Annotated in this window: 23 protein-coding genes; 13 read left to right on the forward strand and 10 right to left on the reverse strand. The window is 58.2% G+C overall.

Annotation, left to right across the window (positions count from 1 at the left end):
* Positions 1–22: 22 nt before the first annotated feature.
* A complete protein-coding gene (lpdA, locus tag ACR0BI_RS04340) occupies positions 23–1,417 on the reverse strand; it encodes a dihydrolipoyl dehydrogenase (RefSeq protein WP_170396544.1) in 1,395 nt (464 codons plus the stop codon).
* Between the two features lie 212 nt (positions 1,418–1,629).
* Between lpdA and ACR0BI_RS04345 the strand changes: the two genes are divergently transcribed.
* Entirely contained in the window at positions 1,630–2,064 is a 435-nt protein-coding gene (locus ACR0BI_RS04345) for a hypothetical protein (RefSeq protein ID WP_170565982.1), read from the forward strand.
* Here the strand turns inward: ACR0BI_RS04345 and ACR0BI_RS04350 are convergent.
* The 4 genes from ACR0BI_RS04350 to ACR0BI_RS04365 all read right to left on the reverse strand — a co-directional run bounded on the left by ACR0BI_RS04350 (position 2,061) and on the right by ACR0BI_RS04365 (position 8,599).
* Positions 2,061–2,639, reverse strand: coding sequence for a DUF924 family protein (locus tag ACR0BI_RS04350; RefSeq protein WP_170396541.1), 579 nt, complete (start codon positions 2,637–2,639; stop codon positions 2,061–2,063). The two genes, ACR0BI_RS04345 and ACR0BI_RS04350, sit on opposite strands and share 4 nt — an antisense overlap.
* A gap of 107 nt (positions 2,640–2,746) precedes the next feature.
* Positions 2,747–4,018 (reverse strand): MFS transporter, encoded by a 1,272-nt coding sequence (locus ACR0BI_RS04355; protein WP_170512959.1) that lies wholly within the window; start codon positions 4,016–4,018, stop codon positions 2,747–2,749.
* 106 nt (positions 4,019–4,124) lie between these two features.
* On the reverse strand, positions 4,125–5,171 hold the full coding sequence (gene queA / locus ACR0BI_RS04360) for a tRNA preQ1(34) S-adenosylmethionine ribosyltransferase-isomerase QueA (protein ID WP_480561833.1): 1,047 nt from the start codon (positions 5,169–5,171) through the stop codon (positions 4,125–4,127).
* Positions 5,172–5,215: 44 nt separating this feature from the next.
* Complete coding sequence (locus tag ACR0BI_RS04365; RefSeq protein WP_480561362.1) at positions 5,216–8,599, reverse strand: YhdP family protein; 3,384 nt, start codon at positions 8,597–8,599, stop codon at positions 5,216–5,218.
* Positions 8,600–8,667: 68 nt separating this feature from the next.
* On the opposite strand from ACR0BI_RS04365, the gene ACR0BI_RS04370 reads away from it, so the two are divergent.
* The 4 genes from ACR0BI_RS04370 (at position 8,668) to ACR0BI_RS04385 (ending at position 12,027) form a co-directional block, all read left to right on the forward strand.
* Positions 8,668–9,129: a peroxiredoxin family protein gene (locus ACR0BI_RS04370; RefSeq protein ID WP_170396533.1), complete on the forward strand. Its 462-nt coding sequence runs from the start codon at positions 8,668–8,670 to the stop codon at positions 9,127–9,129.
* A gap of 85 nt (positions 9,130–9,214) precedes the next feature.
* Complete coding sequence (locus ACR0BI_RS04375; protein ID WP_170422471.1) at positions 9,215–10,033, forward strand: ferritin-like domain-containing protein; 819 nt, start codon at positions 9,215–9,217, stop codon at positions 10,031–10,033.
* A 178-nt stretch (positions 10,034–10,211) separates the two neighbouring features.
* Positions 10,212–11,537 (forward strand): DUF5930 domain-containing protein, encoded by a 1,326-nt coding sequence (locus tag ACR0BI_RS04380; RefSeq protein ID WP_170403063.1) that lies wholly within the window; start codon positions 10,212–10,214, stop codon positions 11,535–11,537.
* A complete protein-coding gene (locus tag ACR0BI_RS04385) occupies positions 11,527–12,027 on the forward strand; it encodes a bactofilin family protein (RefSeq protein ID WP_170396528.1) in 501 nt (166 codons plus the stop codon). The genes ACR0BI_RS04380 and ACR0BI_RS04385 overlap by 11 nt, the downstream gene beginning before the upstream one ends.
* Positions 12,028–12,204: 177 nt before the next feature.
* Here the strand turns inward: ACR0BI_RS04385 and ACR0BI_RS04390 are convergent, their stop codons facing one another.
* Complete coding sequence (locus ACR0BI_RS04390; protein ID WP_170403066.1) at positions 12,205–12,570, reverse strand: cupin domain-containing protein; 366 nt, start codon at positions 12,568–12,570, stop codon at positions 12,205–12,207.
* Positions 12,571–12,809: 239 nt separating this feature from the next.
* On the opposite strand from ACR0BI_RS04390, the gene aqpZ reads away from it, so the two are divergent.
* Positions 12,810–13,499 carry an aquaporin Z gene (gene aqpZ / locus ACR0BI_RS04395; RefSeq protein WP_480561361.1) on the forward strand — a complete coding sequence of 230 codons (690 nt, stop codon included), beginning with the start codon at positions 12,810–12,812 and terminating at the stop codon, positions 13,497–13,499.
* Between the two features lie 51 nt (positions 13,500–13,550).
* Here the strand turns inward: aqpZ and ACR0BI_RS04400 are convergent, their stop codons facing one another.
* Both ACR0BI_RS04400 and ACR0BI_RS04405 read right to left on the reverse strand, forming a co-directional pair.
* Complete coding sequence (locus ACR0BI_RS04400; RefSeq protein WP_480561360.1) at positions 13,551–14,099, reverse strand: peptidylprolyl isomerase; 549 nt, start codon at positions 14,097–14,099, stop codon at positions 13,551–13,553.
* Positions 14,092–14,598 carry a peptidylprolyl isomerase gene (locus tag ACR0BI_RS04405; protein WP_170396522.1) on the reverse strand — a complete coding sequence of 169 codons (507 nt, stop codon included), beginning with the start codon at positions 14,596–14,598 and terminating at the stop codon, positions 14,092–14,094. The genes ACR0BI_RS04400 and ACR0BI_RS04405 overlap by 8 nt, the downstream gene beginning before the upstream one ends.
* A gap of 135 nt (positions 14,599–14,733) precedes the next feature.
* Between ACR0BI_RS04405 and ACR0BI_RS04410 the strand changes: the two genes are divergently transcribed.
* From ACR0BI_RS04410 to ACR0BI_RS04435, 6 genes are all read left to right on the forward strand, one after another.
* Positions 14,734–15,924 carry a phosphoglycerate kinase gene (locus ACR0BI_RS04410; protein ID WP_480561359.1) on the forward strand — a complete coding sequence of 397 codons (1,191 nt, stop codon included), beginning with the start codon at positions 14,734–14,736 and terminating at the stop codon, positions 15,922–15,924.
* 130 nt (positions 15,925–16,054) lie between these two features.
* Positions 16,055–16,354, forward strand: a complete 300-nt coding sequence (locus ACR0BI_RS04415) for a septum formation initiator family protein (protein ID WP_170396518.1) — start codon at positions 16,055–16,057, stop codon at positions 16,352–16,354.
* A gap of 172 nt (positions 16,355–16,526) precedes the next feature.
* Entirely contained in the window at positions 16,527–17,516 is a 990-nt protein-coding gene (pdhA, locus tag ACR0BI_RS04420; RefSeq protein ID WP_170396516.1) for a pyruvate dehydrogenase (acetyl-transferring) E1 component subunit alpha, read from the forward strand.
* 15 nt (positions 17,517–17,531) lie between these two features.
* Positions 17,532–18,905: a pyruvate dehydrogenase complex E1 component subunit beta gene (locus ACR0BI_RS04425; protein WP_170396514.1), complete on the forward strand. Its 1,374-nt coding sequence runs from the start codon at positions 17,532–17,534 to the stop codon at positions 18,903–18,905.
* Positions 18,905–19,165 carry a hypothetical protein gene (locus ACR0BI_RS04430; protein ID WP_170396512.1) on the forward strand — a complete coding sequence of 87 codons (261 nt, stop codon included), beginning with the start codon at positions 18,905–18,907 and terminating at the stop codon, positions 19,163–19,165. The genes ACR0BI_RS04425 and ACR0BI_RS04430 overlap by 1 nt, the downstream gene beginning before the upstream one ends.
* Before the next feature lies 1 nt (position 19,166).
* Entirely contained in the window at positions 19,167–20,468 is a 1,302-nt protein-coding gene (locus ACR0BI_RS04435; RefSeq protein WP_480561358.1) for a pyruvate dehydrogenase complex dihydrolipoamide acetyltransferase, read from the forward strand.
* 73 nt (positions 20,469–20,541) lie between these two features.
* Here ACR0BI_RS04435 and cysE read toward each other — a convergent pair whose 3' ends face one another.
* Positions 20,542–21,351 carry a serine O-acetyltransferase gene (gene cysE, locus ACR0BI_RS04440; protein ID WP_170396508.1) on the reverse strand — a complete coding sequence of 270 codons (810 nt, stop codon included), beginning with the start codon at positions 21,349–21,351 and terminating at the stop codon, positions 20,542–20,544.
* An 86-nt stretch (positions 21,352–21,437) separates the two neighbouring features.
* Between cysE and ACR0BI_RS04445 the strand changes: the two genes are divergently transcribed.
* Complete coding sequence (locus ACR0BI_RS04445) at positions 21,438–21,776, forward strand: TraR/DksA C4-type zinc finger protein (protein ID WP_170396506.1); 339 nt, start codon at positions 21,438–21,440, stop codon at positions 21,774–21,776.
* On the opposite strand, the gene ACR0BI_RS04450 is transcribed toward ACR0BI_RS04445, so the two are convergent.
* On the reverse strand, positions 21,757–22,053 hold the full coding sequence (locus ACR0BI_RS04450; RefSeq protein WP_480561357.1) for a DUF7742 family protein: 297 nt from the start codon (positions 22,051–22,053) through the stop codon (positions 21,757–21,759). The two genes, ACR0BI_RS04445 and ACR0BI_RS04450, sit on opposite strands and share 20 nt — an antisense overlap.

Here is a 22,053-nt window from a genome sequence, read left to right on the forward strand (position 1 = left end):
GCGGGGGCAGAGCCCCCTGGCCTTACATGTGGATCACGCGCCCATAGGCATCCAGCACGCTTTCATGCATCATTTCAGACAGCGTCGGATGCGGGAAGACGGTGTTCATCAGGTCTTCTTCAGTGGTTTCCAACTGGCGACCGACCACATAGCCCTGAATAAGCTCTGTGACTTCGGCACCGATCATGTGTGCACCGAGCAATTCCCCGGTCTTGGCATCGAAGACGGTCTTGATCAGTCCCTCGGGCTCACCAAGCGCGATGGCCTTGCCGTTGCCGATGAACGGGAAGCGTCCGACCTTGATGTCATAACCCAGCTCTTTGGCCTTGGCTTCGCTATATCCAACCGAAGCGACCTGAGGCTGGCAATAGGTGCAGCCCGCGATACTTTCAGGCTTGACCGGATGTGCGTGTTTGCCCGCGATCAGCTCAGCTACCATCACGCCTTCGTGGCTGGCTTTGTGTGCCAGCCAGGGCGCCCCGGCGATATCACCTATTGCGTAAAGCCCGTCTACCCCAGTGCGGCAGTATTCATCGGTGACCACGTGCGTGCGGTCGATCTTCACACCCAAGGCTTCAAGCCCGAGGTTTTCCACATTGCCGACGATGCCCACGGCCGAGATCACCGTGTCAAAATCGTGTTTCTCAACCTTGCCTTTCACCTCGATATGCGCAGTCACCTTGCCCTTGGCGCGGTCCAATTGTTTAACCATCGCCTTTTCCATGATGGTCATGCCCTGCTTGGTGAAAGCTTTCTTGGCAAATGCACTGATCTCGGCATCTTCGACAGGCAGCACTCGATCCATCACCTCGACCACGGTCGTGTCCGCGCCCAACGTGTTATAGAAGCTGGCGAATTCGATCCCGATCGCACCCGAGCCGATGACCAGCAGTTTCTTGGGCATCCGCGGCGGTTGCAGCGCGTGTTTGTACGTCCAGACCAGATCGCCATCCGCTTCAAGGCCCGGCAGTTCGCGCGCCCGTGCACCGGTGGCCAGAACGATATTCTTCGCGGTTAGGTCTTCCGTGCCTTTGTCTGTTTTGACGCTGACCTTGCCCTTGGCGGGGATCGATGCCTCGCCCATGACAACAGCGACTTTGTTCTTTTTCAGCAGATGACCTATACCGCCGGACAACTGCGCGGCAACACCGCGCGAGCGCTTCACAACCGCATCCAGATCGTAGCCGACCTTGTCTGCTTTCAAGCCAAAATCCTTGGCACGCTCCATCAGGTGAAACACTTCCGATGACCGCAGTAGTGCCTTTGTCGGGATACAACCCCAGTTCAGGCAGATACCACCCAGATGCTCGCGCTCGACAACAGCGGTCTTCAGGCCCAGTTGCGCCGCGCGAATAGCGGCTACATAGCCACCGGGGCCAGCCCCGATTACGATCAGATCATAAGATTGTGCAGCCATGTTTCCCTCTCGGCACAGGTCAGTTCAAAAACTAGTTTACCGTTAAACTATTTTTTACAACGCATCAACATCAGAGCCCGCGACATATGTGACGCGGGGTCAAATCAGGTATTTGGAGCTGAATTCAGCCTATACCCACGTTACCGCAAAGGCTAGAACTGACGAATATGCACTACCAGTTTTTGACCTTCCCGATTTTCGAAAGGCGTATCATGGCTAAAACGCTCAAAGATTTACTGCTCGCTCTTTTGAACGCGACATTGATATTGTTGGCTTTATGCCTGTTTTTGGGGTGGAAACTTGCGCAGTCTGTCGATCAGATCCGGGTCGGGTTTGCTGAGAACCTGCAGGTCGTGGCGCCGCTACGAGATCAGGCGCAGGGAATTCGTGGGGAACTGGCCGCGTTGCGCAGCGATCTTGCGACCCTTGGCAGTCAGGGCACGCAACTCGATGCGGTCACACGCCAACAGTTGAATGCGGCATTGCGACGTTTGGGTGATCTGGAGGGGAAGCTGGAAGACACTCAGGCCCGATTGGCGGGCCTGGTCGAAAAACCAGAAGACTTGATCGACTATGCCATCACGACATCCGCCGACACTGTCACCGACCGCCTTCTGATCCTAAAAGGCTGTGAGCCCGCGACCTAGGTCGCGGCCTGCAACTCGCGCACAGTCGAACCATATCCGCCATTACTGACATATGCGGCTTCGTGTTCAGTAGTCGCGCGTTCCAGCGCATCGTTTCGATACGGGAAACGACCGAACTTGCGGATCACCTCACGATGAGCGCGCGCATGAAGCAGATTGCTCTCGCCGCCTTCCGGCATCCGTTCGATCATAAGGCGCACACAGCGCTCCTGATCGCACAGATTTTCCGAATGCATCATCGGCAAATAAAAGAACTGCCGCGCCGGTTCGTCGATCTTAAGATCCCAGCCTTTGTCGACCGCGCATTTCGCTGCAGCCAGTGCCGCGCGATCCGATGCAAAGGCCTGTTTGCTTCCTCGGAACATGTTGCGAGGCAACTGATCCATAAGAATAATATAGGCCAGCGAACCGCTGGGATAGGTCAGCCAAAGCGAGAATTTACCCTCACACGCGGCTTCCCATGTTGAAAGAAATTTATCCCGGATCCGCGCATCCAGCGCTTCATCCTGCAGGTACCACCCCTCGGGGCCAACCTCATCTAACCAAAAACTCAATACTTCTTCAGGACCTACCATTGCCCTAGACTCCGTAATTGCCCTCCCCAGGACGTAACGTCATTAAAATCACTTTTACAGATTTGTGACAGTAACATATTGCAACACAAAAGTCACATTTCCGACTCTCAGGCGGGTTCTTGCGTATCCTGCTCGTCCTGGGCTGCCTCAATGGCGACCTCTTGCGCAACCTCCAACGCAACGGGCGACGATGTCGGATAGATCGCCGCAATTGTCCCGGTCTCATCCACAGGTTTGTAGACGCGCTGGGTCATCCGGTAGGCAGCATATGCGGCCATGATGAACATCAGTGTTGCTATAAACAGGAAAAAACCTTGTGGTCCAATCACGCCAGCCCCCATTAGCCAACCGGTGATAATTGGACCTGCGATTGCGCCCAAGCCGTTAATAAAGACCAGCCCGCCCGAAGCTGCCGACATATCGTCATACTCCAGGTAGTCATTTGTATACGCGATCAACAATGAATAGAGCGGGCTTGTCATGCCGCCGATGATAAAGGCAGCTACGAGAAGCATGGTGAAAGTGACGCCCAGTATCATGCCTATCACGGCACCTATCCCACCAACAGCAGCCACCAGCATAATCAGCAGACGGCGGTCCATTCTGTCGGACATCCAGCCCAACGGATATTGCAGGACTACGGCGCCGATATAAAACACCGCTACGAAGGTCGAAATCTCGACCAGACTCAATCCAACCTGAGCGCCATAAACAGCGCTCATCCCGAATTGCGCTGAAAATATCCCGCCAAGCAGGAACATGCCGACGCAGCCCAGCGGCGATGTTTCCATCAGCTGGCGCAATGTCATCGGTTTGGTGGTATCGAACGCCGGGGTTGGAGAAATGGACAGCAGAATAGGCGCAAATGAGATCGAAACCAGTATAGAAGCGATGACAAAGGTCTCATATCCTGCCGGGTCGCCGACCAGCAATAAGGCCTGGGCACTCACGACACCTGTCATCTGCACCATCATATAAAGCGACAGCGCCTGCCCTCGGTTCTCGTTGTTTGCGGCATTGTTCAGCCAGCTTTCCGCGGTCACATACACGCCCGAGAAACAGAACCCGATAATCACGCGGCCAATCGACCATGCAATTGGATCAGTCAGCATCGGATACATGATCATGACCGCCGAGATAAACGAGGCCAGCGCAGCAAACACGCGCACATGCCCGACACGACGGATCATTTCAGGCGCCAGACGTGAGCCGCCAAGGAACCCAAGGAAATAGGCCGACATCACAAAGGACATCTCTAGGGTCGAGAATCCCTCGATTTCTCCACGCACCCCCAGCAACGTGCCCTGCAGGCCGTTGCCGACCATCAGCAACCCCATTCCCAGAAGAAGCGCCCAAGCGCTGGAAAGAACCTGAAGCATTCTGCCTATCCAAAATTGCCGGTGTGTTTTGTCCGCTTTGCCGTCAATGACGAAGCACGTCGCGCTTGTCTACGACATTGTAAGGGCGCAGAAGGCCAAGATACGACTATGGTATCAGCAGAGACGCGTCGCCGTATGAGAAAAAGCGATATTCTTCTGCGATAGCGTGGTCATAGACCGACTTGACCCGATCCTGCCCAATCAACGCCGAAACCAGCATCAGCAATGTGGATTTCGGCAGGTGGAAATTGGTCATCAGCGCATCAGTGACGTGAAATTCAAAACCTGGGTATATGAAGATATCGGTCTCGCCTTCCCACGGCGCGATCCGGCCGCTGCGTGCTGCGCTTTCGATCAGTCGAAGAGCCGTTGTGCCCAACGGGATAACGCGCCCGCCCGCTTCTTTGGTCGCGGCAATCTCGGCAGCGGCCTGCGCGCTGACCCGTCCCCATTCGGCGTGCATCTTGTGGGTGGTCACGTCTTCCACTTTGACCGGCAGAAATGTGCCTGCCCCCACATGCAGCGTGACATGCGTGAACTCGACACCGCGCTCCGATAGCGCCTGCAAAAGCGCATCATCAAAATGCAAGGACGCGGTTGGGGCCGCTACGGCTCCGGAGTTTCGCGCCCACACAGTTTGGTAGTCGGTCTTGTCCTGTTCATCCGCTGCACGTTTCGCTGCGATGTAGGGAGGCAACGGCATCGCGCCGGCCTGCTCCAACGCTTGATCGAAATCCTCTCCGGTCAGGTTGAAGCGCAGATAGGCTTGGCCATCGGCAACTCGGTCCAGGGTTGCGCTCAGATCGTCTGAGAATACGATCTCTTCGCCCGGTTTGATCTTCTTAAGCGGCTTGATCAGCGCGGCCCAACAACCATCAGATTGCGGGTCCAGCAACGTTGCCTCAATCGCGGCAGATACCGGCCCTTGCGCGCTGTCACGGTGGCGGCGACCGCTGAGGCGAGCGGGAATGACGCGGGTGTCGTTCAGCACCAGACGGTCCCCGGGCTGCAATATGTCCGGCAGATCGAACACGTGCCGGTCCTGAACAGCATCACCCTGCGCAAGCAGCAGTCGCGCTGACGAGCGCGGGCTGACGGGACGCGTGGCAATCAGGTGTTCGGGCAGGTGGAAGTCAAAGTCGCTGAGTTTCATGGCCGCGCCATACATCGGCCCGACAGATTCGGCCACAGCTCAGATCAGCGATCCTCACCACGTGTCTGGAAGGCGGGATTGGGTTCGCCAGATCGATCCGGTGTGGCATTCGGGCCATCCGAGACCGTTGGCGCAGGCTCGCGCAACAGGTTGCGCAGAAACAGAGGTGCGAGACCAGACAGAGGATTGACCGAAACTTGCGGGTCGGACAGCGGTCCGGACAAAGTGTAGTTGAAGGCAAAGATACCTTCCCCCTTTTTGGTCAGAACGCTGCCAATAGCATTGACCAGATAGATCGGTGAAATCGCGCCGCGCAGGTTCAGCATCCCGGCTACAGTGTCGACCGTACCATCAAAGGACAGCCCCATTGATGGCCCCACGGCACTACCGCTCAGCACCTTCACCTCGGTCGGAGTGATACGCATTTTGCTGTCGATGGCTGCGAAGAAAATACCTTGCCCCGCCATTTCATCCAGCAACCCCACCAGACTGATCGCGTTCAATATCGCTGCCATGGCCGGGGCGTCCGTGATCCGCGTATTTTTGATTTTCAGGTCGACGTCATAGTTTCCAGGCTCCGCGATCGGATCCAGCTGCAATTGCATTGTTCCACCGCGTGCCTGCGTCAGAACCCCCGCTGATCGCAGAACTGCCCCCGCATCGTCCGAGGTTAGACCAACCGCAGATCGGGACGCGCGCGGGGTGACCTGTCCGCGGATCGCTGCACCGCCATTGACTTGCGACGCAAAGCTGCCGGTCAGTCCGCCAGTGGTTTGAAACGAGCCAGTCAACCCGGTCAACGCAACGGATTCAGTGACTTGTAGTCGGTCCAGCTTCACATCCAGCTTTGGCCCGGGCCCGGCAGCACCACTGCTGCTGCCTCCCTCGCCGATAGTGGATTTTCCCAGATCAAGCACGCCGCCCAACACACGGATATCTGGCAGCGCGGCACCACGCCCAATCAATTCCGCCGGAACTGCAAGCCAGTCGCCCAGTTCGAACGTGCTGAACCGTACCCTTTCGAACCCGCCATCCCGGAACGAGATCGCTGCAGTTGTCCGCAGACCAGCAGCGTTGATCCGAAGGGAATCGACACTTAGCTGAGCGCCCAGCATGGCCTCGGCAGTCAGAGAGCCGCCAGTGCTGGCTGATTTGCGCCATCCAAGCTCAGGGATCGCCAGCGCGACACCAACCAGATCGGATTGTGCGGACAAGCGCGGGGGCTCACCCGCACCAAGACTCAGGCTGAAATCGGCGATCCCCTCTCCGGTCAACATGCCACGCGGCAGTCCGGCATTGATTTGTTCCATCAAACGCGGGGAGAGTTCGATTTGACCTGTCAGTTCGCTTTGCTGCGGGGTTTCGCCTCCGATCGGCTGTCGCCAAAGCGCTTCAACCGGTACGACGCCAAACAGCCCCTCGCCCTGGATGGCCACCTGCGTCTGATCCCCGTTCAGGTCCAATCGGTCTGCGCTGACTTCAAATCCGGGTACCAGCTTGCTGCTGTCCAAATTCGACAACTCGCCAATGAAATGGAACCTGGTATCTTCCAGCTTCAGGCCCTTGATCAGCGGCAAGGAAAGCGTTCCACTCAGACTGACCTGACCGTCGGCCAGATCCACCGGCAGATTGGCCTTGGTCAACAGTTGCAGCGGCGGGCGGTCCAGCAATGACATGGCTGCGGTTACACTGCCGCTGGCCTTAATCCGCGCAATGGCCGGGGTGGTTTTTTTGATGCCGGTATCGGGGATGATGAACGAGGTGCCCGAGGCATCAACGGTACCTCCTTCATCCGCGATCACAATCCCCTTTTGCGCCGAGACGGTAAAGCGCCGGTTGAGCAGGCTGGCCTGCCCCTGCGCGTCTTGGATAGTTGGCAACGTCTTGGCGAACCGAATCTCGGTCTTGTCGAATTCGAAATCCGCATAGATGTCCGGCTTTTCGCCGGGCCGTAGACGCAGGGCGAAATCCAGATCGGACATTTCTCCGTGATAGAGGTTATCGGTGACCCAAAGGCGCGGTTTCGGCGCAAGTCGTTCGGGCCAGTAGTTCAACAGCTGATCAGAGCTCATCCGATCAATCTGTGCATCAATGGCTGCGACCCAGCCGTCGGTCAAACCAGCCAGAGACCCGCTGAGCCGTGCGCGATGTGCACCGTCTTCAACCGTCATTTGCCCCAGCTGAATACGGAACGGCGCAAGTTTCATCTGGAAATCAACATCGGCCCGCGTCAGATTCAGTGCTTCGGGGAACAGATTGGCCGGGTTGATCTCAATCCCGCTGAGGCGGAACTGCCCCGACATACTGTCTAACCCGCCAGCTTTGACCCCATGTAGAAAGGCCTTGCCATCTGCCTGCACCGTACCCCAGGCAGACTGGATCGAGACTTCGTTGAAATCCAGCGCCTGTTGTTTCGGGTCGTAGGTAAAATACGTCCGCGCCGCGTCGAATTTGATCGGTGTTGTTTCAGGCGTGGGCTGCACGGCGCCTGCACCCAGATTCAACGTGGCAAAGACCGGCCCCAGCGCGCCCTCAGTATCAATGCCACCCCTCAAAGCACCTGAGATCGGTGTGCGAAGTACCTGCATCCATGCCAGCGCCGGGCTGTGGCCTGCGATATCCTCGGCGGGAAGATCGGTGATCGAGATGCCGAACTGCGCAGCGGGACTGCCCAGCAAACTGGTATAGTTGGCCTCGATCGTGCTGACATAATCGCGACCGGCCAGCACCGAGAAATTGGTGGCCAGACGAACCTCACCCGCGCTGCGGTTGGCCTGAATACGCCCGCCGTCCAGCACCCAGGACCGGCCCAACCGCAGGTCCTGATAGTCCAGCGTAATTGCATCCAGTTCGACCGAGGTCAGGGCTGACAAAATAGGCGCCTGGAACACCTCGTCCGATGATTCAATCAGCTGCGCCAGGTTCCGGGCCTGACCGACCGGCGCACTTCCGGCACCGACGGTCAGCGACAGCGCTCCATCGACACCCCGTGTCAGTGCAATCTGCGCGCCTTGCAATATGATCCGCTTCGGGCGCACATGCCCGCGCAACAGCGGGCGCATCGACAGGCTGGCCCGCAGGTCGGACACTTCGGCAATCTGCCGTCCGTCCGCATCGCTGATACGAACATCGGTCAGTCGCAATCGCGGACGCCAGCCTTCATGAATGATGAAACTGACATCGCCGAACCGAACTTTGACGCCACCCAATGTCTGATCAAGGCGCGCCTCGACCCGGTCGCGCAACCAATCCGGCGCGTGCATGCGCTGGCCGACAACCATAAAGCCGGTGACCAGTGCCAGAAATCCAAGGATGAAGACACCGCGCAATGTCCACAGCCCTGCGGTCCGACGCCGCGACCGACGGCGGGGTTTCTTATCCGCCTTCGTGTCATCCTGCTGTTCTTGCTGGACCAATTTGCGTCTCACGCCTTTCAACCTGTCAACGGAGCCCTATGATATGCGGCAACCGTTAATTTCTCAGCCGGAGTTTGAATATGCCCGAAGTCTCAGACATCGCACCCGACTTTACACTGCCTCGCGACGGCGGCGGCGAGGTGACCCTGTCGGAACAACGTGGCCGCGCGGTCGTTCTGTTTTTCTATCCCCGCGATGATACGCCGGGCTGCACCAAGGAATCCATCGGTTTCTCGGAACAACTACAAGCCTTTGCGGATGCGGGTGCTAACGTTTTCGGCATCTCGCGCGATACCGTGGCCAAGCATGACAAATTTGTCGCCAAGCACGGCCTTACGACGCCGCTTTTGTCCGATGAGGGTCAGAGCGTGTGCGAAGATTATGGCGTCTGGGTCGAAAAGAACATGTACGGACGCAAATCCATGGGGATCGAACGCTCGACCTTTCTGATTGATGCGGATGGAAAAATCGCCCGCGTCTGGCGCAAGGTGAAAGTGCCGGGTCATGTGGACGAAGTGTTGGAGGCCGCACGCGCGCTCTAGCCCTCTCGACCCGCGCGGGCATCAAGGGTATGACCCGCGCGGAGTGAAGCGTAAGGGGGCAAGCGTGTCAAAAACACTGACCGAAATGGCGACCGAGGTTTTGACCACATCAGTCGGTCGCGAGAAAACCGCCCTGTCCAAACGATACGCCGCTGCCTGGTTCGCAGCCCGGCAAGGCGACGCGCCCAAGATCGAAGTGGGCACCGCAAAGCCACCGCTATACCCTGCGCGACCTGAAAAGCCCGAACTGTTGTCGCCTCGTGATGTACCGCGCCGAAGGGCGGGGTCCGAGGCCGGCCGCATCGCACTGTTGCACGCTGTCGCTCATATAGAGTTGAACGCCGTGGATCTGCATTGGGATATCATTGCCCGGTTTGGCCATGTGCCCATGCCCATCGGCTTCTATGACGATTGGGTGAAATGCGCCGAAGAAGAATCGCGCCATTTTGAGATGGTCTGCGACTGCCTCGAACAGATGGGGAGCCACTATGGCGCCCTGCCCGCCCATGCAGGCATGTGGCGCGCCGCCGAGGACACCGCACAGGATCTTATGGGTCGTCTTGCCGTCGTCCCAATGGTGCTTGAGGCACGTGGGCTGGACGTGACCCCCGGAATGATCGACATTTTCCGCAAGGCCAAGGCTGACGACGCAGTCGCTGCACTGGAAGTGATTTATGCCGAGGAAGTTGGTCACGTCGCCTATGGCTCGAAATGGTTCCACTTCTTGTGCGGGCGCGAGAATGCCGACCCCAAGGATGTATTCCACGCCCTCGTCCGCCGCTATTTCCACGGCGCGCTGAAACCACCATTTAACGAAGAGAAACGGGCCGAGGCCGGACTGCCGCCAGATTTCTATTGGCCCCTGACCGAAGACCTGCCACCACCCGGAGTTGTGTCGGACTGACAGCAAATGCTCGCTATCGGCAAGTTCTCGCCGATCACGTGCGGTAAATCTCCGTTCATAGCTCTTGATTGGTTAACAAACTTGCCCGAATGCCTCGACCGCTTTATGCAATCGCGTCAAGGAGCGGCTACTCACTCACGACCGGCTCCGAGATATGGGGACAATTGAGGTAGGACGCGTGCGGACACGTCTGGCAATTAAACTACACTCACTGCTCGAGCGGCACTTTCCAGAGCGCCGTGTTTTTCTGAAATCTGACAACGACACGCGGTTCATCCGACTGAGTTCTGAAACTCAGATCGCTGCAGTCGCCGGTGTGTCGGTGATGGTCGCCTGGACCGCGATTGCCACGTCAGTTCTGTTGATGGACAGCATCGGATCGGGCAATTTCCGGGAACAGGCCAAGCGCGATCAGGCTACGTATCAAGAACGTCTGAACATTCTGTCGGAAGAGCGCGATGCGCGTGCGGCCGAAGCGCTGGCTGCACATGACAGGTTCAACGCAGCTCTGGAACAGATTTCGGTCATGCAGTCCGAATTGCTGGAATCCGAGAACCGCCGGCGCGAGTTGGAAACCGGCATCGAGGTGATCCAAACCACGCTGCGTGCCACTATGAAGCAACGCGAAGACGCGCGGACAAAACTGGCCGAACTGCAACCCAGCAATGATGCGGACGCGGCTTATGCGATGGCATCGGCAAACCCGGAACAGATGGCATTTATGACCGATGCCCTGGCCCGGACCGCGGCGCAGCGCGACCAGATCGCTGCCGATGCGCAAGGCGCGTTGGACCAGCGTGACGAGCTCGAGCTTGAAATCCGCCTGATGCAGGAGCGCAGCGACGAGATTTTCCGCCAGTTGGAAGAGGCGATGCTGATCTCGGTCGAACCTCTCGACAAGATGTTCCGCAGCGCGGGCATGCCAACAGATCGTATCCTCGACGAAGTTCGGCGCGGATATAGCGGTATGGGCGGTCCGCTGACCCCTTTATCCTTCAGCACCCGCGGTGAGGAACTGAGCCCCGACCAGATCCGCGCCAATATCCTGCTGGAACAGATGGACCAGCTGAACCTCTATCGCATCGCTGCGGAAAAGGCCCCCTTCGCCAGCCCGGTGCGTGCAGCGGTTCGTTTCACCAGCGGCTACGGTACGCGGCGCGACCCAAAGACCGGCGGTCGCCGCATGCATAATGGCGCTGATTTCGCCGGCCCCTCGGGCACCGATATCTTCGCGACTGCTGATGGTGTTGTCACTCATGCAGGCTGGCAATCGGGTTTCGGACGGCTGGTAAAGATCAAGCACGCCTTTGGGATTGAGACACTTTACGCTCATAACACCAAGGTACGCGTAAAGGTTGGTCAAAGGGTCTCGCGCGGGGATCATATTGCTGATATGGGTAGCACCGGACGGTCGACCGGCACACACCTGCACTACGAGGTCCGTGTGAACGGAAAACCTGTTAACCCAATGACTTACATCAAGGCTGCGAGAAATGTTTTCTAAGAGCAAAATCAACGAACCCGGATCGAAAGAGACTGAGGCAGCAAAACCAGCCGCTCCGGCCACTCCGGCAACACCTGCACCGGCTGAAACAAAGGCCAGCACCCCTCCCAAGCCCAAGCCACCCGCATCGGTGCTGTCCTCGGATTTGCACATCACCGGTAACATCAAGACCTCGGGCGATATCCAGGTCGAGGGCACCGTCGAAGGAGACATCCGCGCCCATCTGCTGACCATCGGCGAGACTGCCACCATCAAGGGCGAAGTCACTGCAGATGACGTAGTGGTCAACGGCCGTATCGTGGGCCGCGTCCGTGGCCTGAAGGTCCGCCTGACCTCGACCGCCCGCGTCGAAGGCGACATCATTCACAAGACCATCGCCATTGAAAGCGGCGCGCATTTCGAAGGTTCGGTGCAGCGTCAGGACGACCCGCTGAACCCGGGCCGCAGCGGCAAATCGGGTGCCAACCCGGCGGCGGAAGTGAAGCAGTAAACACTTATCGGCAAGACCAATCAGCAACGCCGCAGGATACCCTGCGGCGTTTTTTTTTATTTTGGAGTGTTCGTATAAATCTGACAATGACCTCAATGCGGGACGAAGCGGCCTTACACCGCGCAAGTGCCGCAATGCGCTTGGTTGATCAGGAGGGCTTGGTCTGCGCTTCCCCCGCTACTCGTACTGCACGATCACCGAAAGAAAATCATCATCGCTTGTTACTACTGTGTGGTGGCCTTTGCCGTGTTTGTCTTCCATATGCCAGACGTCACCCGGACCAATATCTCTGAATTCCCCGTCGCTCGCGGTCACGCGCACTGAGCCAGAAAGACAAATGAGCTTTTGAGCGACAGGTGTGGGATGAATTGGCTCATCCCAACCCTTCTTGAGTCGCAAGAACATGGTTTGCTTGACAGCTTCTGGCTTTGAAATCTCGATTGCTTTCGCAGGTGGTGCAAAGCTTTGCTCTTCAAGTTCGACTTCGATGTCTTTCCAATGGCTTTCGCCTTGAGCATCCGAATACAGTTTTTTGAACTTCACTTTGATACCCCCGCCACATCGCAAGCCCGCAACCGGTACCGGACTTTGGAGCGCAAAGGAGAAAAACGCAAGTTGGGCCGAGTGTGTCGTTCTCAATCGCCAGCACACCGGAATAAGCATATTCCCTGACAGCCCCCCTATCTGACGTGTCTTGAAGGAAAATTCCCCGCATTCTCACAGTTTCACAAAAAGCGTTTTTTGAATTAACCTTAAAGTCATTGATTTCTGGAGGGCTTTTCATGTCATCAAAACTCATGGCCGAATTCTTCGGTACATTCTGGCTGGTACTGGGTGGCTGTGGCAGCGCGGTGCTGGCTGCAGGTGTTGCTGATGTCGGCATCGGCTGGCTGGGCGTTTCTTTTGCTTTCGGCCTGACGGTGCTGACCATGGCTTATGCGGTCGGTCATATCTCGGGCGGGCACTTTAACCCGGCGGTCAGTCTTGGGCTGATGATCGGAGGGCGGTTCGATGCCAAAGATCTGATCCCCTACTGGATCGCGCAGGTGATCGGAGCGATCGCCGCAGCAGCCGTGCTCTATCTGATCGTCAGCGGAGCGCCGGGTTTTGAGGGCGTTGGAGGGTTCGCGTCGAACGGGTATGGCGAGGCGTCACCCGAAGGCTATTCGATGATGTCGGCCTTGGTGATCGAAATCGTCATGACGGCGTTCTTCATCGTGATCATTCTCGGTGCGACCTCCAGCGGCGCGCCTGCCGGGTTCGCCCCGATTGCGATTGGTTTGGGGTTAACGCTGATCCACCTGATCTCGATTCCGGTGACCAACACCTCCGTAAATCCTGCCCGGTCAACCGGCGTGGCGTTGTTTGCTGATGGTCCGGCACTGGCGCAGCTGTGGCTCTTCTGGGTGGCACCTTTGATCGGCGGTGCGATTGGCGCACTGATCTGGCGGGCGATGTCGGAGGACGATTGACCCGGCCGCATCAAGAACCCCCGGCCCGCAGAAGCGCGCCGGGGTTTTCTTTTATTCGGTCACAGTGACCTTTTTCATCGCATCCGGTTGTCCGATCACTGCGCCATTAGGGCCATCGCCCCGCTTGATCGCATCGACCACGTCCATCCCTTCTGTCACCTGACCGACAACCGTGTACTGACCATTCAGGAACGGGCCGGGCTCGAACATAATGAAGAATTGCGAGTTCGCGCTGTCTGGGTCCTGCGCCCGCGCCATACCCACGACGCCCCGGTCATAATTGAAATCCGAGAATTCAGCAGGCAGATCAGGGCGATCCGATCCACCCGTACCCGCACGACGCATGTCGCCACCGACACGGCCAAACTCAACATCGCCGGTCTGCGCCATGAACCCATCGATCACACGATGGAACACAACCCCATCGTACTGACCAGCAGAGGCCAGAGCGGTGATCTGCTCCACATGCTTGGGCGCAATATCTTCGAACAGGTCGACGGTGACGGTGCCATTGGCCCCCTCGCCCTCGATCTCAATCTCAAGCCCGGTTGCCAGCGCAGGGCTGGCCAGCAAGGCAAAAACTGCAGCCAGCTTATGCATCAGCAGCCACCTTAACGCTGATCATGCGGTCGGGGCTCGCTGGCGGCTCACCACGCACAATCGCGTCTACATGCTCCATCCCGTCGATGACGCGGCCATACACGGTATATTGACCGTTCAGGAAATGGTTGTCCTTGAAGTTGATGAAGAACTGCGAGTTGGCCGAATCCGGGTTGGCCGAGCGTGCCGCACCCAACGTGCCGCGATCATGGGGCAGTTTCGAGAACTCGGCAGGTACGTTCGGCAGCGACGATCCACCGGTGCCCGCCATACGAATGTTGAACCCGTCTTCCATGTCGCCATGCTGCACATCGCCGGTTTGCGCCATGAACCCGTCGATCACACGGTGGAAGGCGACGTTGTCATATTCACCACCACGCGCCAGCTCTTTCATGCGGGCCGAGTGCTGAGGGGCCACGTCGGGCAGCAGTTCGATAACGACATTCCCGTCTTTCAGCTCAATGATGATCGTGTTTTCGGGGTCTTTGATCTCGGCCATCTGGCTCTCCTGTCTTTGAAACTTGCGCAAATACCTATGACGCGGGCGCGCGAATGCCAAGTGACGCATTGACCTGAACGCAAAATGCAGGAAAAGAACCGCTGAAACTGGATGCAATGGGCAAGGATGAGCGCGATGGGCTGGAAATCTCTGGACGATATGGATCTTGGCGGTAAGCGGGTTCTGGTGCGCGTGGATATCAACGTACCGGTCGCGGATGGCGTGGTGACCGACGACACCCGCATTCAACGGATCGTGCCAACCGTACGCGATATCCTCGCCGCAGGTGGTAAACCCATCCTGCTGGCCCATTTCGGACGCCCCGGTGGTCAGCATGTACCCAAGCTGTCATTGAAGCAGCTTGTGCCAGCACTTGAATCCGCTTTTGGGGCTCCCGTGCGCTTTGCAGATGATTGCGTAGGCTATGAGGCTGAAACCGCAGCCTCCGCCCTGACGGAAGGTGAGGTTCTGCTGCTGGAAAACACCCGCTTCCATGCCGAGGAGACCAAAAACAGCGTCCCACTTGCCCAAGGCATGGCAAAGCTGGGCGACATCTATTGCAACGATGCCTTCTCGGCCGCGCACCGCGCCCACAGCTCGACCGAGGCGCTGGCCCGTCTGCTGCCCGCCTGTGCCGGACGCCTGATGCAGCAGGAACTGAGCGCACTTGAGGCCGCCCTGGGCGCGCCCAAGCGGCCTGTCACAGCGGTTGTCGGGGGCGCCAAAGTGTCGACCAAGCTGGACCTGCTGGGCAACCTGATCGAGAAGGTTGACTATCTGGTCATCGGTGGCGGCATGGCGAATACATTCCTACTGGCCCAGGGGATCGATGTCGGCAAATCACTGGCCGAGCACGCCATGACCGATACCGCCGCCGAAATCCTCGGCAAGGCCGAATCCGCAGGCTGTACGATCGTCCTGCCGCGCGACATCGTCGTGGCCGAAGTGTTCGAGGCCAACGCGCCGCATCAGGTTCTGCCCGCTGATCAGTGCCCTTCGGACGCGATGATCCTGGACGCCGGTCCCGAAAGCGTCGCAGCCGTGTCCGAAGTGCTGGAAAAAAGCCAGACCCTGATTTGGAACGGCCCACTGGGGGCGTTTGAGCTGACCCCGTTCGATGCCGCAACCAATGCGGCGGCGCTGAAGGCGGCTGCACTAACCCGCGATGGCAAGCTGACCTCGGTCGCGGGTGGGGGTGACACGGTCGCCGCACTGAACGCCTCGGGCGCGGCAACGGATTTCTCATATATCTCTACTGCTGGTGGTGCCTTCCTTGAATGGATGGAAGGCAAGACCTTGCCGGGTGTGGCCGCGCTGGACCCGTAAGCGCTCAAACCTCAGGTCTCAGCTTTTTCTACACAGGGGATTCACAACCCGAATCACCTGTGACATAGTGCGTCGAGACATCCAAAAAGGGTGCGTTTCTGAGGCAGTATTTCACACGGCGGTTAACACAGTGTCCCGTTCCAATCGGCCCGGTTTAGGGGCTTTCATTTTCTTCTCAATCGCCTTCATGCTGGGGGTGTATTTCACCTTTGCCGCCGTTCAAGGGGATTACGGTCTGTTTCGCCGGGTCGAGATTGCCGCCGAGCGCGATGTTTTGTCTCGCGATCTGGCGCAGCTGAACGCCGAGATCGAGCAGATGGAGAACCTGACCCGCCGACTGTCAGACACCTATCTGGATCTCGATCTGCTGGATCAACAGGCCCGCTCAGTGCTCGGCATGATCCGCGCGGATGAGATCGTCATCCGCTGACGAAATTTTTGACTAAGAATCTCTGTACCTTAACGCCCGGAAGATAAGCTGTGGCAGGCCGCAACTCGCGTATCCTGCCCTCGCGTAACATTAGTACTCGCCAGAACGTGTGAAATGCTCTATGAGATAGTTTAACGCTAAACTATCTTGCCGAAAGGGGGAGATCGCCACTATGGCTGCGCGAAAAACCACAAAGAAACCAAATGTTTCTGCGGAAGAACTGACCACATATTACCGCGAGATGCTGCTGATCCGCCGATTCGAGGAAAAGGCAGGTCAACTCTACGGCATGGGTCTGATCGGGGGTTTCTGCCACCTCTACATCGGTCAGGAAGCGGTTGTTGTCGGCCTTGAGGCCGCGGCCAAAGAAGGCGACAAGCGCATCACGTCCTATCGCGATCACGGCCACATGCTGGCCTGTGGAATGGACCCGGGCGGCGTAATGGCCGAATTGACCGGTCGCGAAGGTGGGCTGTCCAAAGGCAAAGGCGGCTCGATGCACATGTTCTCGAAAGAGAAGAATTTCTATGGCGGCCATGGCATCGTTGGCGCACAGGTTCCGCTGGGTGCGGGGCTGGCCTTTGCTGACAAGTACAAAGAGAACGGCGGCGTCACCTTCACCTATTTCGGTGATGGCGCGGCCAACCAGGGTCAGGTTTATGAGACCTTCAATATGGCTGCTCTTTGGGAACTGCCGGTGGTATTCGTGATCGAGAACAACCAGTATGCCATGGGCACCGCGCAAGCACGCTCGACCTCTTCGGCCGACATCTACCACCGCGGTCAAGCCTTCGGAATACCGGGTGAAATGGTGAACGGCATGGATGTGCTGGCCGTCAAAGCCGCAGGTGAAAAAGCGGTCGCCCACTGCCGTGCGGGCAAAGGTCCCTACATCCTCGAGGTGAAAACCTACCGCTATCGCGGCCACTCGATGTCTGACCCGGCCAAGTACCGTACACGCGAAGAGGTTCAGAAGGTCCGCGAACAAAGCGACCCGATCGAGCACGTGCGCGAGCTGCTGCTGACCGGCAAACACGCGACCGAGGATGACCTGAAGGCGATCGACAAAGAGATCAAAGAGGTCGTCAATCAGGCCGCCGAATTCTCGAAAGAAAGCCCCGAGCCGTCGCTGGACGAGCTCTGGACTGATATCTACGCCTGAGAGGACGAATAAGACATGGCAACCGAAATTCTCATGCCCGCCCTTTCGCCCACGATGGAAGAGGGCACATTGGCCAAGTGGCTGGTCAAGGAAGGCGACACCGTATCCTCGGGCGACATCATGGCCGAGATCGAAACCGACAAGGCGACGATGGAGTTCGAAGCCGTCGATGAAGGCATCGTCGGTAAGATTCTGATCAGCGAGGGCACCGAAGGGGTCAAAGTAAACACCCCTATCGCGATCCTGGTCGAAGATGGTGAAGACGCCTCCGCCCTGCCCGTGGCTGCGCCCGCAGCCGCAGCGGAGGCCGAAGCCGCCCCTGCGGCGGTTGAGGCCCCCGCTCCTGCCGCAGCAGCCCCCGCTGCTCCGGTTGTGGATCTGTCGCCCGATTGGCCTGCCGACGCCGAGATGGCGCAGCAAACCGTCCGCGAAGCCTTGCGCGACGCGATGGCCGAAGAAATGCGCGGCGACGAAGATGTCTATCTGATGGGCGAAGAAGTCGCTGAATATCAGGGCGCCTATAAAATCTCTCAAGGCCTGCTCGATGAATTCGGTGCCAAACGTGTCATCGACACCCCGATCACTGAACACGGCTTCACCGGCATTGCCGTCGGCTCGGCCTTTGGCGGGCTGAAACCGATTGTCGAGTTCATGACCTTCAACTTCGCCATGCAGGCGATTGACCAGATCATCAACTCTGCCGCCAAAACGCTTTATATGTCTGGCGGTCAGATGGGCTGTCCGATCGTATTCCGTGGCCCTAACGGTGCCGCTGCCCGCGTGGCCGCGCAACACTCGCAGGACTACGCCGCATGGTACATGCAGGTGCCAGGTCTCAAAGTGGTGATGCCCTATTCCGCAGCCGATGCCAAAGGTTTGCTGAAATCGGCCATCCGCGACCCGAACCCGGTTGTGTTCCTTGAAAACGAAATCCTCTACGGCCGCTCCTTCGACGTGCCGCAAGTGGATGACCTGACCATCCCGCTGGGCAAGGCCCGCATCTGGCGCGAAGGCTCTGACGTGACCATCGTCAGCTTCGGCATCGGCATGCAATATGCGCTGGAAGCCGCAGACAAACTGGCCGAAGACGGCATCAGCGCCGAAGTGATCGACCTGCGCACTATCCGCCCGATGGACACCGGTGCGATCATCAACTCGGTGATGAAAACCAACCGTCTTGTGACTGTCGAAGAAGGCTGGCCGCAAGGTTCCGTCGGTAGCTACATCAGCTCGGTGGTCATGCAGGAAGCGTTCGATTATCTCGACGCCCCGGTCATCACCCTCACCGGCAAAGATGTTCCGATGCCATATGCGGCGAACCTCGAAAAGCTGGCGCTGATCACCACTGATGAGGTGATCGCTGCGGTGAAACAGGTGACCTACCGGTAATGGAGATCAGGGGCCGCGATCCAGCAACCGAATGCTACCGTGTCGAGATTGACATCGACAACCGCATCGTGCGGGCGCTTATACCCGAGCGACTGGCGGCGGATATGCGTTTGATCGGCGCGCGCCCCTCACACCAGACCGCCTATGTCTGGATGGCGGAGAACAAAGACAAAATCGAGGCTGCGATTGCGACACTCGCACGCGGCACCGGGCGCCCCAAGGCGCCCTTTGACCAAATTACTCTGATTGAGGAGCGCTGAAATGCCCACCGAAATCCTGATGCCTGCCCTGTCCCCGACGATGGAGGAAGGCACACTTGCAAAATGGCTCGTCAAGGAAGGCGACACCGTCTCCTCGGGCGATCTGCTGGCCGAAATTGAAACCGACAAGGCAACAATGGAGTTCGAGGCCGTTGACGAAGGCACCGTCGGCAAGATCCTTATTCCTGAGGGAACCGAAGGCGTTAAAGTCAACACCGCCATCGCAGTCCTGCTGGAAGATGGAGAAAGCGCTGATGATATCGGTGCAACGCCAACCGCTGCTCCCGCGGCTGCGCCAGCTGCCGCAGCGGGCAACGAGGCTGCCGCACCAGCGGCACCCGAGGCGCCCGCCCCTGCCCCAGCGGCACCGGCCAAAGCGGATGGCGGTCGTATCTTCGCATCCCCCCTTGCTCGTCGGATTGCCGCACAAAAGGGTCTAGATCTGGCTCAAATCTCAGGTTCTGGCCCTCATGGCCGTATCGTCAAAGCCGATGTGGAAAGCGCCACAGCCGCACCTGCAGCAGCACCTGCGCCTGCTGCTGCAGCCGCCCCAACCGCCGCCGCTCCCGCAGGTCCATCGGCTGACGCCGTGGCCAAGATGTACGAAGGCCGCGAATACGAAGAGATCAAACTCGATGGCATGCGCAAGACCATCGCCGCGCGTCTGTCTGAGGCCAAACAGACCATCCCGCATTTCTACCTGCGCCGGGATATCAAGCTGGATGCGCTGCTGAAATTCCGCAGCCAGCTGAACCAGCAACTCGAAGGCCGGGGTGTGAAACTCAGCGTCAACGACTTTATCATCAAGGCCGTCGCCAACGCGCTGCAGCAGGTGCCCGAGTGCAATGCCGTCTGGGCGGGTGACCGGGTTCTACAACTGAAACCTTCGGATGTGGCTGTTGCCGTCGCCATCGAGGGCGGTCTGTTCACTCCGGTCCTGCAAGATGCCGACACCAAATCGCTGTCGGCGCTGTCGACTGAGATGAAAGACCTCGCCGGACGCGCCCGCGAGCGCAAGCTGGCCCCGCACGAGTACCAAGGCGGTACTTTCGCAGTCTCGAACCTTGGCATGTTCGGCATCGACAATTTCGATGCCATCGTGAACCCGCCGCATGCAGGTATCCTCGCAGTTGGTACCGGCCTCAAGAAACCCATCGTGGGCGATGACGGAGAACTGACGGTCGCAACCGTCATGTCCGTCACCATGTCGGTCGATCACCGGGTCATCGACGGCGCGCTTGGCGCTCAGCTACTGCAAGCCATCGTCGACAATCTGGAAAATCCGATGGTCATGTTGGCCTAAGCCCAGAAGATCATGCACAAAAAAAAGGCCGCCTCGAACCCCGAGGCGGCCTTTTTCGTCTATTCACTCCGAATTACTGGTCTTTCCCCAGCATATGATCCATCGAGATTGACGGCTGATCGCACCCGGCCTCGCCCACGATCTTGGCGGGAATGCCAGCGACCGTCGTGCACGGTGGCACTTCCTGCAGCACCACTGATCCGGCGGCGATACGGCTGCAATGGCCAACCTCGATATTGCCCAGAACTTTAGCACCAGCGCCGATCAGAACGCCGTCACCAATGGTTGGATGGCGCTGTTCTTCTTCCTTACCGGTTCCGCCCAGCGTCACCGAATGCAGCATCGAAACATTGTCCCCAACCACAGCGGTTTCACCGATCACGATAGAATGGGCATGGTCGATCATGATGCCTTTACCGATGCGGGCAGCTGGATGGATATCAATGCCGAATATCTCGGAAGATCGCATCTGGAAGAAATACGCCAGATCATGGCGCCCCTTGTTCCAAAGCCAGTGGGCTACGCGATAAGCCTGCATCGCCTGATACCCCTTGAAATAAAGGATCGGTTGCAGCAGGCGGTGGCAGGCCGGATCGCGTTCATAAACGGCCATCAGGTCCGCGCGCGCGGCTTCAATCAACGCTTTGTCGTCAGCATAGGCCTCATCCACGATCTCACGCAGTACCATCATCGACATCTCGTTCGAGCATAGCTTGGCCGAGATGCGATAGGACAATGCCCTCTCAAGACTGCGGTGATGCAAGATACAGGCGTGTACCAACCCGCCCATCAGCGGCTCTTTCTCGACGGCTGCATGGGCTTCCGAGGTGATGCGGTCCCAAACCGGGTCCACAGGTGTCACTTGGCTGCGCGTTTCGAACATGGCTTTTCATCCTTTGCTGCGCTTAGAATAGCCATCTAGTCGTAAAATTACCAAACGCAAACCCTTGATATGCACTACAACAAAAAATGAACTCAGCCGATCTGGACCATTTTCGGAAGCTTATTCACCAGCGCCTTCGCGATCTCGCCGCGCAATCCGCCGCCGGTCAGGATGCGCAATCAGTTGTGGAGCTGGATCAACAGGCAGTGGGTCGGCTCAGCCGGATGGATGCGTTGCAAAATCAAGCAATGGCCAAGGCGCAACAGGCCCGGCGCGACACCGAAACGCATCGGCTTCGGGCCGCGCTGAACCGGATGGACGAAGACGAATTCGGCTATTGCGAAGATTGCGGCGAGGAAATAGCGCACGGAAGGCTAGAGCTGGACCTTGCCGCCTCAAAATGTGTCAGCTGCGCATCTGGCTGATTTGGAACCCGATCAGTTTTCGCAGAACCATCTCGAAACATTGGCAATATTGCAGATCGTCGAAATTTGGCTCGTCTGCCAAGGGCCGGCAGCGCGCGGCTGCCATCAACGAGCCATTTCCATAAACAGGATGCAACCGCCCTGTTCTGGCGACATGTCGATCCGCCAGTTCGGCCTCAGCAATCAGGAGGGTGCTTATCCTATCGCGGTCGGTTCGCGGCGCGGCCAGCAAAGCCCGCGCCGCCGCGCTGAGATCTCCGTGCAGGACTGGCCGCAC

It is taken from the genome of Ruegeria sp. E5, from assembly GCF_056534105.1.

What these genes read in the sequence shown, in the direction of transcription:
- ACR0BI_RS04410 (WP_480561359.1), top strand. Translation starts at nt 14,734, where the DNA reads ATGGGCTGGAAATCTCTGGACGATATGGATCTTGGCGGTAAGCGGGTT.
- queA (WP_480561833.1), bottom strand. Translation starts at nt 5,171, where the DNA reads ATGAAACTCAGCGACTTTGACTTCCACCTGCCCGAACACCTGATTGCC.
- ACR0BI_RS04425 (WP_170396514.1), top strand. Translation starts at nt 17,532, where the DNA reads ATGGCAACCGAAATTCTCATGCCCGCCCTTTCGCCCACGATGGAAGAG.
- ACR0BI_RS04345 (WP_170565982.1), top strand. Translation starts at nt 1,630, where the DNA reads ATGGCTAAAACGCTCAAAGATTTACTGCTCGCTCTTTTGAACGCGACA.
- cysE (WP_170396508.1), bottom strand. Translation starts at nt 21,351, where the DNA reads ATGTTCGAAACGCGCAGCCAAGTGACACCTGTGGACCCGGTTTGGGAC.
- pdhA (WP_170396516.1), top strand. Translation starts at nt 16,527, where the DNA reads ATGGCTGCGCGAAAAACCACAAAGAAACCAAATGTTTCTGCGGAAGAA.
- ACR0BI_RS04355 (WP_170512959.1), bottom strand. Translation starts at nt 4,018, where the DNA reads ATGCTTCAGGTTCTTTCCAGCGCTTGGGCGCTTCTTCTGGGAATGGGG.
- ACR0BI_RS04445 (WP_170396506.1), top strand. Translation starts at nt 21,438, where the DNA reads ATGAACTCAGCCGATCTGGACCATTTTCGGAAGCTTATTCACCAGCGC.
- ACR0BI_RS04370 (WP_170396533.1), top strand. Translation starts at nt 8,668, where the DNA reads ATGCCCGAAGTCTCAGACATCGCACCCGACTTTACACTGCCTCGCGAC.
- ACR0BI_RS04400 (WP_480561360.1), bottom strand. Translation starts at nt 14,099, where the DNA reads ATGCATAAGCTGGCTGCAGTTTTTGCCTTGCTGGCCAGCCCTGCGCTG.
- ACR0BI_RS04435 (WP_480561358.1), top strand. Translation starts at nt 19,167, where the DNA reads ATGCCCACCGAAATCCTGATGCCTGCCCTGTCCCCGACGATGGAGGAA.
- ACR0BI_RS04405 (WP_170396522.1), bottom strand. Translation starts at nt 14,598, where the DNA reads ATGGCCGAGATCAAAGACCCCGAAAACACGATCATCATTGAGCTGAAA.
- ACR0BI_RS04350 (WP_170396541.1), bottom strand. Translation starts at nt 2,639, where the DNA reads ATGGTAGGTCCTGAAGAAGTATTGAGTTTTTGGTTAGATGAGGTTGGC.
- ACR0BI_RS04375 (WP_170422471.1), top strand. Translation starts at nt 9,215, where the DNA reads ATGGCGACCGAGGTTTTGACCACATCAGTCGGTCGCGAGAAAACCGCC.
- ACR0BI_RS04385 (WP_170396528.1), top strand. Translation starts at nt 11,527, where the DNA reads ATGTTTTCTAAGAGCAAAATCAACGAACCCGGATCGAAAGAGACTGAG.
- aqpZ (WP_480561361.1), top strand. Translation starts at nt 12,810, where the DNA reads ATGTCATCAAAACTCATGGCCGAATTCTTCGGTACATTCTGGCTGGTA.
- ACR0BI_RS04430 (WP_170396512.1), top strand. Translation starts at nt 18,905, where the DNA reads ATGGAGATCAGGGGCCGCGATCCAGCAACCGAATGCTACCGTGTCGAG.
- lpdA (WP_170396544.1), bottom strand. Translation starts at nt 1,417, where the DNA reads ATGGCTGCACAATCTTATGATCTGATCGTAATCGGGGCTGGCCCCGGT.